Origin of the sequence: Cellulomonas sp. APG4 (genome assembly GCF_009996735.1) — a bacterium.
Classification (GTDB): domain Bacteria; phylum Actinomycetota; class Actinomycetes; order Actinomycetales; family Cellulomonadaceae; genus Actinotalea.
In genome coordinates, this window is record NZ_JAACYI010000029.1 from 1 (window position 1) to 13,484 (window position 13,484).

General features: G+C 73.9%; 11 protein-coding genes. All 11 read right to left on the bottom strand.

The features are described from left to right. Nucleotides 1-185: 185 nt before the first annotated feature. The 11 genes from GXB85_RS16165 to gtfA all read right to left on the bottom strand — a co-directional run bounded on the left by GXB85_RS16165 (nucleotide 186) and on the right by gtfA (nucleotide 13,483). Nucleotides 186-962, bottom strand: a complete 777-nt coding sequence (locus GXB85_RS16165; RefSeq protein ID WP_161918697.1) for an ATP-binding cassette domain-containing protein — start codon at nucleotides 960-962, stop codon at nucleotides 186-188. Continuing rightward, nucleotides 962-2,014 (bottom strand): ABC transporter permease, encoded by a 1,053-nt coding sequence (locus GXB85_RS16170; RefSeq protein WP_161918698.1) that lies wholly within the window; start codon nucleotides 2,012-2,014, stop codon nucleotides 962-964. Before GXB85_RS16170 ends, GXB85_RS16165 begins: the two co-directional genes overlap by 1 nt. A gap of 103 nt (nucleotides 2,015-2,117) precedes the next feature. Next, complete coding sequence (locus GXB85_RS16175; protein WP_161918699.1) at nucleotides 2,118-3,173, bottom strand: substrate-binding domain-containing protein; 1,056 nt, start codon at nucleotides 3,171-3,173, stop codon at nucleotides 2,118-2,120. A gap of 257 nt (nucleotides 3,174-3,430) precedes the next feature. Continuing rightward, nucleotides 3,431-4,036: a DUF1684 domain-containing protein gene (locus tag GXB85_RS16180; RefSeq protein ID WP_161918700.1), complete on the bottom strand. Its 606-nt coding sequence runs from the start codon at nucleotides 4,034-4,036 to the stop codon at nucleotides 3,431-3,433. Between the two features lie 183 nt (nucleotides 4,037-4,219). Further along, the gene (locus GXB85_RS16185; RefSeq protein ID WP_161918701.1) at nucleotides 4,220-4,531 is read right to left on the bottom strand and encodes a hypothetical protein; all 312 of its coding nucleotides are present in this window, start codon (nucleotides 4,529-4,531) and stop codon (nucleotides 4,220-4,222) included. 798 nt (nucleotides 4,532-5,329) lie between these two features. Continuing rightward, nucleotides 5,330-6,973 carry a methyl-accepting chemotaxis protein gene (locus GXB85_RS16190; protein ID WP_161918702.1) on the bottom strand — a complete coding sequence of 548 codons (1,644 nt, stop codon included), beginning with the start codon at nucleotides 6,971-6,973 and terminating at the stop codon, nucleotides 5,330-5,332. A 208-nt stretch (nucleotides 6,974-7,181) separates the two neighbouring features. Then, nucleotides 7,182-7,802, bottom strand: coding sequence for an SRPBCC domain-containing protein (locus GXB85_RS16195; protein ID WP_161918703.1), 621 nt, complete (start codon nucleotides 7,800-7,802; stop codon nucleotides 7,182-7,184). A 5-nt stretch (nucleotides 7,803-7,807) separates the two neighbouring features. Next, the gene (locus GXB85_RS16200) at nucleotides 7,808-9,910 is read right to left on the bottom strand and encodes an iron ABC transporter permease (RefSeq protein WP_161918704.1); all 2,103 of its coding nucleotides are present in this window, start codon (nucleotides 9,908-9,910) and stop codon (nucleotides 7,808-7,810) included. Then, on the bottom strand, nucleotides 9,907-10,908 hold the full coding sequence (locus GXB85_RS16205) for an ABC transporter substrate-binding protein (RefSeq protein WP_161918705.1): 1,002 nt from the start codon (nucleotides 10,906-10,908) through the stop codon (nucleotides 9,907-9,909). Before GXB85_RS16205 ends, GXB85_RS16200 begins: the two co-directional genes overlap by 4 nt. Before the next feature lie 81 nt (nucleotides 10,909-10,989). Further along, nucleotides 10,990-11,820, bottom strand: coding sequence for an ABC transporter ATP-binding protein (locus GXB85_RS16210; RefSeq protein ID WP_161918706.1), 831 nt, complete (start codon nucleotides 11,818-11,820; stop codon nucleotides 10,990-10,992). Between the two features lie 118 nt (nucleotides 11,821-11,938). After that, nucleotides 11,939-13,483 carry a sucrose phosphorylase gene (gene gtfA, locus GXB85_RS16215; RefSeq protein WP_161918707.1) on the bottom strand — a complete coding sequence of 515 codons (1,545 nt, stop codon included), beginning with the start codon at nucleotides 13,481-13,483 and terminating at the stop codon, nucleotides 11,939-11,941. Nucleotide 13,484: the final 1 nt, after the last annotated feature.

The window sequence follows — 13,484 nt, forward strand, 5'->3', positions numbered from 1 at the left end:
GGGGGGGTGGGGCAGGACCCCCGGGCCCCGCCCCCGCGCCCCGGGGGGGGTACACCCCGGCAACCGGGTGGGTCCCGTGCCCGGGGGGACGGGCCCCGGCGGGGGGGCCCGCCCCGGGGCCGCCGGGGGGGGGGGCCGGGGCCCCCGGGGCCCCGGCCCCGCCCCGCGTCGCCCGGACACCCCCGTCAGGCGGCCTGCGCTCCCGTCATGATCGCGACGGCGTCCTGAGGAGTGTGCGTCTCCGGGCTCACGACGGCGATGCGCCTGCCGAGCCGCTGGATGTGGATCCTGTCGGCCACCTCGAACACGTGCGGCATGTTGTGGCTGATCAGGATCACCGGCAGCCCCCGGTCGCGGAGGTCCCGGATCATCTGCAGCACCTGCCCGCCCTCGCGGACACCCAGGGCAGCGGTCGGCTCGTCCAGGATGACCACCTTGGACCCGAACGCTGCGGCCCGCGCGACCGCCACCGCCTGCCGCTGCCCACCAGAGAGCGTCTCGACCGACTGCCCCATGTCCTGGAGGGTGGTGATCCCCAAGGCCTTGACCTGCTGCTCGGACCTCTCGCGCATGCCCTTGGCGTCGAGCATCCGGAAGACCGAGCCCAGCACCCCCGGGCGGCGCTCCTCACGGCCCAGGTAGAGGTTGCTCGCGATGTCCAGGGCGGGTGAGACCGCGAGGTTCTGGTAGACGGTCTCGATGCCCGCCGCCCGGGCGTCCTGCGGGCCGTCGAAGGCGACCTGCCGGCCGTCGAGCAACAGCTCACCCTTGTCCGGCTGGTACGCACCCGACAAGCACTTGATCAACGAGGACTTGCCGGCGCCGTTGTCGCCGATGATCGCCAGCACCTCTCCGGGGTAGAGCTCCAGGTCGACACCGTCGAGGGCGATCACCCTGCCGAAGGTCTTGACCAGGCCGCGCGCCCGGAGCACCGGCTCCCGTGCTGCTCGTTCCTGCGTCATCACGCTCGTCCCTTCCGGATCCACTGGTCGACCGAGACGGCGACGATCACGAGCAAACCCACCGTGAGGGTCTGGTAGAGCTGGTCCACACCCGCCAGGGACAGCCCGTTGCGGAAGACGCCGACGATGAGCGCGCCGAGCAGGCTCCCCCACACGATCCCGCGTCCGCCGAACAGGCTCGTCCCGCCGATCACGACGGCCGTGATCGAGTCGAGGTTCGCGTCGGCCCCCGCGTTCGGGCTGGCCGCGTTGATCCGGCCGACCAGGATCCAGCCGGCGAGCGCGAACGCCGCGCCGGCGGTCACGTAGACGCTCATGAGCACGCGGCCGACCTTGATGCCGGCAAGGCTCGCGGCCTCCTTGTCGTCCCCCACGGCGTACACGTGACGTCCCCAGGCGGTGCGTCCGAGCGCGTAGGCGATGACCGCGTACAGCGCGAGCATCAGCAGCACCCCGGCGGTGATCCGCACGCCGCCGACGTTGAACGCCTGCCCGGTCCAGGTGAGGATCGCCGGCAGGTCGGCCCCGCGCACCGTGGCGCCACGCGAGTAGAGCAGCGTGAGGGCGAGGAAGACGTTGAGGGTCCCGAGGGTGACGATGAAGGGCGGCAGCTTGACCTTGGTCACCAGGAAACCGTTGACCGCGCCCGCGGCCAAGCCGACCACGAGGCCGAGCCCGAGGGCGAGCACCCCGGGCACGCCGTTGGCCGTCGCGGTCTGCGCCATCACCATCGAGCCGAGCACCATCACCGCGCCCACGGACAGGTCGATGCCGGCCGTGAGGATGATGAGCGTCTGCCCGACCGCGAGCGCGCCGACGACGGCGACCTGCTGCGTCACCAGCGAGAGGTTCTCCGGCCGCAGGAACCTGTCGTTGAGGACGCCGAACACGACGATCGACAGGACCAGGACGACAGCCGGGCTGAGGGCCGGGTGCCGGTGCAGCACGGACTGGATGCGGCCGCCGACGGTCTGGTGCCGAAGGAAGTCCTGGGCGACGTGGGTGTCCCCCGCCGGAGCCGCGGCGGCGGGTGGCGCTGTGCCAGAAATCATGTCTCTCCTCCTCGAGGACGGGCTGCGGCGCCGCGCGGACGCGGTGCCCGCGGGCGGGTGCGCGGTGGGTGCGGAGCCACTCCGCACCCACCGCGCGTGAGGGTCAGCCCCAGCAGATCTCCTCCGCCTCGGCGCTGTCGATGCTCTCGACCCCGTCCACCGGCTGGTCGGTCACCAGGGCGACGCCGGTGTCGAAGAAGTCGAGGCCCTCGGTCGGCTCGGGGGCCTCACCGCCCCGAGCGAGCTCGGCGATGGCCCGCACCCCCTCCTCGGCCATCCGCACGGGGTACTGCTGCGAGGTCGCCGCGATGACGCCGTCGCTCACGTAGCCGACGCCGGCGCAACCACCGTCGACCGAGACGAGCGTCACGTCCTCGGCCTTCCCAGCGCTCTGGAGCACCTGGTAGGCGCCGTAGGCGGCCGGCTCGTTGATCGTGTAGACGACGTTGATGTCCGGGTTCTTCGAGAGGCAGTTCTCCATCGCCGTCGCCCCGCCGTCCTCGGCCCCGTTGGTCGCCTCGTTGCAGACGATGGTGTACTTCCCACCGCTGTAGCTGCCGGTAGGGGCCTCGTCGCCGTTGCGCTGCTCATCGGCCACATCGATGCCCATGCCGGTGAGGAAGCCCTGGTCGCGGTTGTAGTCGACCGAGACGATCTTGTCGTCGAACAGGTCGAGCAGCGCGATCACGGCGTCCTCTCCGTCGAGGTGTCCGGCGGTCCACTCCCCGATCCGGAGGCCCGCGTCGAAGTTGTCGGTCGCGAACGTGATGTCGACGGCGCTCGCCGGGTCGGGCGGGGTGTCGAGGGCGATCACGTAGAGACCCGCGTCGCGAGCCCGCTCGACGGCGTCGACCACGGCGGGGCCGTTGGGGGTGATCAGGATGCCGGCCTGGCCCTGCGAGATGGCGTTCTCGATCGCCTGGATCTGGCTGTCCTCGTCCCCGTCCTCACGGCCCGCGGCAAAGGTGAGGTTGACGTCGAGGTCTGCCGCGGCCGCCTCCGCCCCCTCCTGCATGGCGACGAAGAAGGGGTTGGTGGTGGTCTTGACGATCAGCGAGACGCCGACCTCCTCCCCCTCGGCCACGGCCTCGGGGTTCCCACCGCCGGTGTCCGAGCTGCAGGCGGCGAGCGTGAGGGCCGCCGCACTGCCGAGGGCCATCACCGTGGCGGAACGACGCCCGATTCGTGCAGGGGTGCGTGATGCAGTCACTGGTCGGTCTCCCTGGGGTGAGCGGCGTCGATGACGCCTGACAACGTTGTCTCCGGATGTCTACCCGAGGCTCGCGGCCGGGTCAAACAGTCGTCTGCTCCGCGTGGATAACGATCAGACAACGTTGTCTACTCGATCATGCTCGCTGACCGAGATCCGAGGGCCTTGCACGTGCGGATCCCGCCGCCCAGTCACACGCGCTCAGGTCACGGAGACGGCGCTGTCAGCTCTCCGACCGGCACCGCGCCGGCGAGCCTGTTGCCCGGCCCCGGCAGCGGGCAGGCCCACGCGGGGTCGTACGCGCACGACGGCGGGTAGGCGAAGTTGAGGTCCAGCACGAGCGCGTCGAGGCCGCCGCCCAGGTCGGCGCCCTTGATCGTGTCCAGCAGGTACCGCCCGCCGCCGTAGGTGCTGCGTGCGCTCGTCGCGTCCCGCAGCGGCACGAACAGGCCGCCGCCGTAGCTCGCGACCCACCACACGTCGAGGCTGCCCAGCTCCCCGAGCCGCACCCGCCCCACACGCTCGAGCGGCACCACGCCGTCGGTCCCGGTCATCACCTCGCGGCGCTCGGCGGGCAGCCCCTGCTCGACCGGGACGACGAACCGAAACGCGGGGTCGTAGGGCGCGACCTCCCCAGCACGCGTGGTGCCGCGCTCCTCGGGCGGGACGGGGGAGGCCGCGTGCTCCCGCAGCAGCCGCGCGCGCCCGTCCACCCACAGCGCGTGCCCGACGGCGGGCTCGGGCACGGCCCGGACCTCCCGGTACAGCTCCGCGACCCGCCGTCGCCAGTCCAGCACGTCCCCCACCGTCACCCGCCGACCCTACGACGCCCGCCACCCGCCCGCCCCCGTCCCGCGCTGCCACCACGAACCCCTCCCACCCGTCGAGTTCGCACTGACGCACCGAGTTCGCACTGACGCACCGAGTTCGCACCCCCGAGTGTGCGAACTCGGTGCGGGTGTGCGAACTCACCAGCCAGCGAGCCCGGAGGGCAGTCAGAGGGTGAGGTCCGGGCGCGGGGTCAGGGGGATGCCGGGGAACAGGGGGCGGGCGCGGCGGGTCAGGGTCGCCGGGTGCCGGAGGTCGTCCTTGGTCAGGCGGAGCATGCGCCAGCCCTCGTCCAGCAGTGCGTCCTCGCGTCTCTTCTCCCGCACGACGACGTCCCGGGACGCGTCGGTGTACTTGGCCTCGCCGTCGTACTCGGCCAGGACACGCGCCTCCGGCCAGCCGAGGTCCGCCCAGTAGGTGCCGAGCCGCGTGGCGACCGGGACCTGGGTCTCGGGGCGCGGGAGGCCGATCGCGAGCAACGGACTCGCGCCAGGCTCTCGCCGGCCGACTCGGCGCCGTCGTCGGCCACCTCCAGGACGGTGCGTGCGCAAACCACACCCCGGCGCCCGACCATGCGGCGCGCGATCGCCTCGCAGCGAGCACGGTCGGCGCCGGCGTGCAGCGCCGCATCGGCCACGACCACCCCGCCGCGCACTGGCTCGGACATCGCACAGTCGACCACCGTCCGCTCGAGGCTCGTGACGCGCACGCCCCCGAGCGAGACGACGTCGTCGTCGTGGAGCTCGTAGAAGTGGCGCACCACGTCCGGGCTGGCGCCGGTACGCGCGCGGAACCGCTGCACCACGTGGGTGACCTGAGGTACGCGCAGCGTCGGCAGACCCCAGAGCAGGGCCGCCGACGTGTGGCTCAGCACGGCGTCCGCCCGGAGCTGGACAGCCGCGGCGGCGATCCGTGCCAGCGCGAGGGCACGCGGACCCGTGCCGACGGTGGCGGCGTCGGCGTAGGCGGCCGGCCTGACCCGGACCCACGCGCCCTCCGCCACGAGGCTGCCCACGACAGCACGGTGGTAGTCGCCGGCGAGGTGGAGGTGCGGCAGGACGGGAGGCTCGGGCGAGAGGGCCCCGGGGCGTCGGCTCACCCTCGCACTCTGGTGCGCCCACCCCCCTCACTCGCCCTCGTCCACAGCGCGAGCCCGCCGTCAGCCGCGAGTTCGCACGGCCGCACCGAGTTCGCACGCCCGAGTGTGCGAACTCGGTGCGCGAGGGCGAACTCGGCCGTCAGGCAGGGGCGGGCAGAGGGGACGGGAGTCGGGCGGGTCAGTGCTTGAAGCCTGCGAGCGAGGTGCGGAGCTCGCCCGCGAGGGTCGCGATCATCTCGACCGACGCACCCACGTCCACGAGCACCTCGCTCGAGGCGGCCGACGACGCCGCGACGCCGGTGATGTTCTGGGCGATCTCGCTCGAGCCCGTCGCGGCCTCGGTCACCGACCGCGACATCTCGTTCGTCGTCGCCGTCTGCTCCTCCACCGCCGACGCGATCGTCAGCTGGTAGTCGTTGATCGCCGCGATGATCTCGCTGATCTGACCGATCGCACCCACCGCACCCGTCGTATCAGCCTGGATCGCCTCGACCCGACGCGCGATGTCCTCCGTCGCCCGCGCCGTCTCCTGCGCCAGCTCCTTGACCTCACCCGCGACGACGGCGAAGCCCTTGCCCGCCTCACCGGCGCGCGCGGCCTCGATCGTCGCGTTCAGGGCCAGCAGGTTCGTCTGCTCCGCGATCGTCGTGATCACCTTCACCACGTTCCCGATCTCCTGAGACGACACACCCAGCTTCGTCACCGTCGCATTCGTGTGCTCCGCCACCCCCGTCGCCTGCGACGCCACCTTCGCCGCCTCCGACGCGTTCTGCGCGATCTCCCGGATCGACGCACCCATCTGCTCCGCACCCGCCGCCACCGTCTGCACGTTCCGCGACACCTGCTCCGCCGCAGCCGCCACCACACCCGCCTGCGTCGACGCGGCCTCGGCCTCCTCGGCCACCTGGGAGTTGGCGAGCGCGAGCTGCTCGGCAGAGGCCGCGACCGTCTCAGCCACCTCGACCGCGCCGCCGAGCGTCGCGCGCAGCGACACGAGCGCCTCCTCGAGGGCACGGGCCATGTCACCCAGCTCGTCGTTGGAGCGCGCCGTCGGGACCACCGTGAGGTCGCCGTCGGCCATCGCGCGCACCGACCCGTGCACGTCCCGGACGGTCGCCCGGATGCGCGCCGCCATCCGCAGGCCGAGACCGAGCGCGAGCAGGATCGCCACCGCGGACGACGCGAGCATGACCCGCTGGGCCGCGTGGGCGCCGTGGTGCGACTCCTCCGCGACGCCCACGACGAGCGCGTCCACCTCGTCCTCGATCGCGGTCAGGTCGGCCACCAGCGTGCCGCCGAGCTCGGCCGCGCTGCCGTCGCGCACCTGCGCCCACAGCGCGCGGTCGTCGCTCATCGCCGCGGCCTCGAGGTCGCCGTTGACGACGTCACGGTAGGCGGCCAGCGAGACCACGAACTCCTGCCACTGCGTGGGCTCGCCACCCGTCTCGTCGGTGAAGGCCGCGAGGAACGTGGGCATGGCCTCGTCGAGCCCCGCCCACGCGGCGTCGACCTTCGCGAGCTGGGCCTCCTTGAGCTCGGGCGCCTCGTACGCACCCAGCGCGGAGACCGAGTTCCGCACCGTCCACAGCGCGTCCTTGAGGTCGACGAGGGACCCCTTGACGGCGACCTGGGCGGTCCCCATCTCGTCGGCCGCGTCGGCGGCGTGCTCGAGGGCCACGAACGCGACGCCGGCGACGACCGCGAGCGACGCCGCGAGCCCTCCCGCGAAGCTGAGGATCCGCGCGCGTAGCGTGTACCGGCGGCCGGGCGGCACGGCGGCGACGTCGTCGGTGGCGGTGCGGGAGGAGGCGGTGGCGGTCATCGTGGACCTCGCAGGCTCACAGGACGACGCCCCCTCGCAGCCCGGTGCCGCGCGTCGCCCATGGGTTCGTCCAGCGCACCCCGTCGCGAGAGGGGACCTAGGTCCTCTCACCGGGTGAAGACGTCGACCGCCGGTCGCGCTCCGTGACGGACGTGACACTTCTCGCGCTCCCGCCCCGCGTGGGTGACGGGTCGCGGGGTGTGGCTGCTCAGGCCTGGGTCGCTGCCCGGGCGACGGCGCCGCGGGCCGTGACGACCTGCTCGGCGGTCGCCGTGCCCGACGCGACCACCGCCTCGGCCCACGCGTCGACGGCGCCGTCGTGCACCTTCGCCATGAGGGGCGTGGACGCGAGCACGAGCGGGTCGCCCACCTCGATCCCGGCGAGGTGCAGGCCGAGGACGACGAGGGCGCCGTCCCAGCCGGGCCCCACGTAGAGCGCGGCCGCACCGCTGCCTGCGAGCGCGAGCGGCACCCCGTGCGCGAGCTCGAGCCGCGTGCCGCCGTCGTCCGCGGTGAGACGCACGTCGACCGTGCTCTGCTTCATCCCGAACGTGACCTCGAGCCGACGGCCCGGCTCGCAGCGGCGGATGCGCCCGCCCATGCTGCCCTCGAGCTGATAGGTGCCCCCGCGTCGCAGGTCGCCGCTGAGCGGGTAGAACCACGCCGCGACACGGTCGGGCTCGGTCAGGGCCGCCCACACGGCGTCGGCCGAGGCGGGGAAGGTACGCGTCAGGGTCGCGGTGACCGTGGTCCGGTCGGTGCGCCGCACGGCCCGCGACAGCGCCGCGAGCTCGGCCTGGACGTCGAACGGCGGGGGCGCGTCGGTCATGGTCGTCAGGCTATGCGACGCGTGCGCCAGAGCAGGTGCACGAAGTACGGCGCCCCGATCAACGCGGTGACCAGGCCTGCGGGGATCTGTGCGGGCGCGATGACCGTGCGGCCCAGCGTGTCCGCGAGCCCCAGCAGGAGCGCACCCAGCAGGGCCGCGACGGGGATCACCCGCGCGTGCGACGAGCCCACGAGCGTGCGCGCGAGGTGCGGTGCGACGAGGCCCACGAAGCCGACCACGCCGACGGCCGAGACCGAGGCCGCGGTGAGCGCGGCCGCCACGGTCAGCAGGCCCAGCCGGGTGCGCTCGAGCGGCACGCCCAGCACGCGCGGCAGGTCGTCGTCGAGTGCGAGCACGTCGAGGTCCCGCCGCCACCGCACGAGCAGCACGGTGAGCAGCAGCGCGACCGCCACGGGCCACACCTGCGCCGCCGTGCGCCCGTAGGTCGAGCCCGAGAGCCAGGTCAGCACCATCGTCGTGTTCCACGGGCTCGAGACGACCACGAGCAACGTGATGAGCGAGGTGCCCGCGGCGGAGACGCCGATGCCCACGAGGACGAGGCGCTCCGAGCTCAGCCCGCGTCGCGTCGCGAGGGCGTTGACCAGGGCGAACGTCGCGAGCGCGCCCACGACGGCGGCCCCGGCCGCGACCCACACCGAGGCTCCGGGCACCAGCACGACGGCGAGCACGGCGCCCACCCCCGCCCCCGCGGTGATGCCCAGCAGGCCCGGTTCGGCGAGCGGGTTGCGCACCACGCCCTGCACGGTGGTGCCCGCGAGGCCGAGGGCGGCACCCGCGAGGAGCGCCGCGAGGACGCGCGGCACGCGCTGGTCGAGCACGAAGCTGACCTGCGTGCCGCTGGTGCCCCGCAGCCAGTTGGCGACGTCGCCGAGCAGCAGCATCCGGTCACCGAGGAGCAGCCCCGCGATGAGCGCACCCGTGACGAGCGCCGTCAGCGCGCCGACCACCAGCAGGTGACGGCCGCGCGTCACCGGTCGTGAGCCCACCGCCGCCGTCGTGCGCACCGGCCCGGAGCCGCGCATGCGGCGCGCGAGCCACACGACCAGCGCCGCGCCCAGCAACGTGGTCAGGACACCGGTGGGGATCATCACGCCCGTGCGGAGTGGGACGAGCAGGCGGATCAGCAGGTCCGCCGTGAGGACCACGACGCAGCCGACGAGGGATGCGAACGGCACGAGCAGCCGGTGCCGGTGCAGGCCCGGGACGCGGGCCGCGACGAGTCGCGCGATCACCGGGGCTGCGAGACCGACGAACCCGACCGGCCCCGCGATCGTCACCGCGAGCGCGGCGAGGAGCACCGCGAGCAGCACGGTGACCAGCCGCGTGCGGCGCACGTGCATCCCGAGCACCGCGGCCGCGTCGTCCCCGAGCGCGAGCACGTCCAGGCGCCGGGCCCACAGCACGAGGACGACGAGCGTGAGCAGCACCACGGGCGCCGCCTGCGTCACGCGCCCGGAGCCGGTCTGGACGATCGAGCCCTCACCCCACGCGAACATGCCTTGGGTCTCCTGCTCGAACAGGAGCATGAGCAGGTAGGTGAGCGACGACAGCGCGAGCATGGTGGCCGAACCCGCGAGCACGAGCCGGGCGGGGCCCTCCTGCCCGCCGCGCGAGATCGCGAGCACGAACCCGGACGCCGCCAGCCCGCCCACGAAGGCGAGCCCGCCGCTCACCGCGAACGGGAGGCTCAGCCCCAGCACACCCGCGAGCACCACCAGGAAGTACGCCCCCGCGTTGACGGCGAGCGTGTCGGGCGACGCGAGGGGGTTGCGCGCGATCGACTGGAGCGCGGCACCGGACGCCCCGAGCGCCGCGCCCACGAGCAGTCCCGCGACCACGCGCGGCGCGCGCGACGCGACCAGCACGGCGAGCGCCTGGTCGTCGCGGTTGCCGAGCAGCAGGCCGAGCAGGTCGGACGCCCGCACGTCCGAGGTACCGACCGCGAGGTCGGCGAGGGCGACGACGACGACGGCGAGCGCGGCCGCGACCAGCACCGCGACGACCCGTGCCGGGCGCACGCGTGGCGCGACCGCGGCCGCCGGGGCTCCCCGGGCGGCCGCGGGCCGTGCGTCGACGTCGAGGCTCACGAGGTCAGGGCCTCCACGGCCGCCTCGACCCAGGCCTGGCCCGAGGCCGGGCCGCCGAACATCCAGATGCCGTCGGGCAGGCGGTGGGTCGCGTCCGCGGTCACGAACGGCAGCTGCTCCCACACGGCGTTGCCGGTGAGGCCGTCGACGAACGGGTCGCCGCCCGCGCCGTCGTTGGCGACGTACAGGAAGTGCGTGCCCTCGCCCAGCTGCGTGAGGCCCTCGACGTCGGTCGACGCGAGCCCGTAGTCGGGGTCGCCCTCGCCGGTCCACGCGTTCTCGAGGCCGAGCAGGCCCGCGAGCCCGCCCAGGTAGGAGCCCTCGGTGTACATGCGGATCGACACCGCGCCGTCGGCGAGCCAGCCGTCGGCCATCGCGTACGACGCGCCCTCGAGCCCCGCCTCCGCGAGGTCGGCCTTGGCCTGCTCGACCGTCGCGTCGAGGTCGGCGAGCGCCGCCTCGGCCGCGTCCTGCGTGCCGGTCGCCGTGGCGAGCACGTCGAGCGTGCGCTCCATGTGGCCGATCGGGTCGGAGGCGTCCGAGCCGCGCAGCGCGATGACGGGCACCTGCTCCTCGAGCTGGGCGATGACCTCCTCGGGCAGATCCGTCGTCGCGACCACGAGGTCCGCGTCGAGGGCCGCGATCGCCTCGAGGCTCGGCTCGCCCCGCATGCCGACGTCGGGCACGGACTCGTCGAGCGGGACCACGGTCGCCCAGGTGTTGTAGCCGGCGACGTCGGCCTGGCCCACGGGGGTCACGCCGAGGGTCAGCAGGTTCTCGGTGAGCCCCCACTCGAGCGAGACGACGTCCGTCGCGGGAGCGTCGAGCGTGACCTCGCCGCGGTCGTCGGTCACGGTGACGGGACCCGCGTCCTCGGGCGCGGCGGTGGCCGGGTCCGACTCGGCCGCGGGGGCCTCGGTGGTGCCGCAGGCAGACAGCAGCAGGGCTGCGACGGCGCCGGTCACGACGGCGGCGGGAAGGGTGCGCAGGGTTCGCATGGGTGTCCTCGGTGATGGGTGGAGACGGACGGCAGTGGGGCTGGGGCGCGCCGGCCGCGCGCGAGAGGGACGGTCAGGTGCTCACAGGGGTGCGAGCTCGGGCTCGGCGGGACGACGACGGCGCACGTGCCGGCCCACCGGGTGGGTGCGTACGACGCCGTCGTGCACCGTGACCTCGACGCGCAGGCCGTAGGTCGCCGTGAGTGCGTCCGCGGTGAGCACCTCGACGGCGGTGCCCGCACCGACCACCTCTCCCCGACTGAGGAGCACCACGTGGTCGGCGACGGCCGCGGCCTGGTCGAGGTCGTGCAGCACCACACCCACCGCGACGCCGTGCTCGTCGGCGAGGTCACGCACCAGGTCGAGGATCTCGACCTGGTAGCGCAGGTCGAGGTAGGTGGTGGGCTCGTCGAGCAGCAGCACGCGCGTGTCCTGCGCGAGACAGGTCGCGAGCCACACGCGTTGGCGCTCCCCGCCCGACAGCTCGTCGACCGCCCGCTCCGCCATGGCGGCCACACCCGTGACCTCCATCGCCCACGCGATCGCCCGCGCACCGTCGGGGTCGTCCTGGCGCCAGCGGCCGCGGTACGGGTGGCGGCCGTAGCCGACCACCTCGCGCACGCTCACGCCCGACGGCGTGGGACGTGACTGCGAGAGCAGCGTCACGCGCCGCGCGAACTCCTTGGCGCTCAACGCCGAGGCGTCCTGGTCATCGAGCCGCACGTCGCCGGCCTCCGCGCGGTGCAGGCGGGCGAGCGCCCGCAGCACGGTCGACTTGCCCGAGCCGTTGGGCCCGACGAGCGCGGTGACCCGGCCGGGCGCGAGTGCGACGTCGGCCCCGGGCACGACGACGGTCCCGTGGTACGCGAGGCGCAGTCCGTGGCCGCTGAGCGCGGCACCCGAGGTGGTCACGGGCGCGAGGTTAGCCTCACCTAACTCGTGCTGTCACCTCCGGTCCACCCCGCGGGCGCCGACCCGCACCCGCACCGCCGAGATCGGGCTTGGTGGGGCGGGGCTGAGGGTGCTGGGGTCAGGGACGGGTCGGGAGCTCGAGCTGCTCGAGGTCGCCGAGGGAGGCGGTACGGAGCACGCCGTCGTGATCCGTCACGCGGAGCTCGCCGTCAGCCCGGGCGACGTCGGCCACGAGCTCGGCCCGGTGCTCGCCGTGCGCCCACGCCACGTGCAGCACGGGGCCGTCGACGGCCCACGTGGCCGCGCCCCCGAACGCCGGGTGCCCCGCGCGCAGGCGCAACGCCGCGAGCTGGCGCCGTACGACGTCGCGCGACAGGGCCGCGTCCACCTCCGCCGGGGTGAAGTGGTGCCGGTTGATGTCGCGGCCCACGCCCGTGCGCTCGAGGAGCTCCATGTCGTTGCTCCCCGCGAGCAGGCCCACGTAGTAGACCTGCGGGATCCCGGGCACGAAGAGCTGGATCAGACGCGCCAGCAGGTACCGGTCGTCGCGTGCGCCCAGAGCGTCGTAGAAGGTGCAGTTCACCTGGTAGAGGTCGAGGTTGCTCGCCGCTCCCCCGGTCGCGCGGCGGCTCTCGCCCCGGCTCTGCTCGTGGATCCACTCGACGAGGTGGTCGATCTCGGCGTCCTCGAGCAGCCCCGGCTCGCCGGCCGGGCCGCGTCCGGCGTCGACGATCCCGATGCCGTCGTGCGTGTCGAGCACCGTCACGGCGTTGGTGGGTCGCACGGAGAGCCACTGGGCGAGCGGTGCCAGGTCGCTCGCCGCGAAGGCGTGCAGCAGCAGCGGGGGCAGGGCGAAGTCGTAGACGTGGTCCACCGTGCGCGCGATCTCGATCTGCTGGCGGTAGTAGCCGTGGATCTCGAGCAGCACCTGCGCGCCGCGCTCGTGCGCGAGCTCGCGCACGCGGGCGACGGCGTCGGCGGCCTCGGGGATCATGAAGCAGCTCGTCCCGCGCACCTTGGCGACGTAGCCCACCGCGTCGAGCCGGACCATGCGCACCCCGGCCGTCGTCTGGGCGTCGAGCACGCGCGTGAGGTACTCCCACGCGAGCGGGCTGCGGATGTCCAGGTCCACCTGCTGCGGCGTGAACGTGGTCCACACGAGCCGCCGCTCGTCGCCCAGGGTCATCGCGGTGAACGGCAGGCCCGGCCGGGGGCGGTAGATCGCGGCCAGCTCCGCCTCGGTCGCGCCGTCGGGGAACACCGACCCGTAGGTGAGGAACATCTCGGCCCACCGCGACGCGCGCCCGTGCCGCACGACGTCGGCGAACGCCTCCGACGCGCTCGAGACGTGGTTCACGATGAGGTCGGCCATCACCACGTGGTCGCTCGCGAGCGCCGCGACGTCCTCCCAGGTGCCCAGACGGGGGTCGACCGTGGCGTGGTCGACGGGGTCGAAGCCCGCGTCCGCGCCGTCGTACGGCGTGAAGAAGGGCAGCACGTGCACGCCGTCGAACGCGCCCGCCAACGGGCCGCGAAGCAGCTCGGCGAGCGCCTCGACCGAGCCGCCCAGGCGGTCGGCGTAGGCGATCAGCTGCGGCCCCGTGGGCACGGCGGGCACCGTGCCTCCGCGCCGTCCTGCACCCTGCGGTGAGGTCCCGCTCATG

Coding starts and splice junctions, on each gene's coding strand:
- GXB85_RS16165 (WP_161918697.1), bottom strand. CDS start 962: ATGACGCAGGAACGAGCAGCACGGGAGCCGGTGCTCCGGGCGCGCGGC.
- GXB85_RS16170 (WP_161918698.1), bottom strand. CDS start 2,014: ATGATTTCTGGCACAGCGCCACCCGCCGCCGCGGCTCCGGCGGGGGAC.
- GXB85_RS16175 (WP_161918699.1), bottom strand. CDS start 3,173: ATGGCCCTCGGCAGTGCGGCGGCCCTCACGCTCGCCGCCTGCAGCTCG.
- GXB85_RS16190 (WP_161918702.1), bottom strand. CDS start 6,973: ATGACCGCCACCGCCTCCTCCCGCACCGCCACCGACGACGTCGCCGCC.
- GXB85_RS16195 (WP_161918703.1), bottom strand. CDS start 7,802: ATGACCGACGCGCCCCCGCCGTTCGACGTCCAGGCCGAGCTCGCGGCG.
- GXB85_RS16205 (WP_161918705.1), bottom strand. CDS start 10,908: ATGCGAACCCTGCGCACCCTTCCCGCCGCCGTCGTGACCGGCGCCGTC.
- gtfA (WP_161918707.1), bottom strand. CDS start 13,483: ATGAGCGGGACCTCACCGCAGGGTGCAGGACGGCGCGGAGGCACGGTG.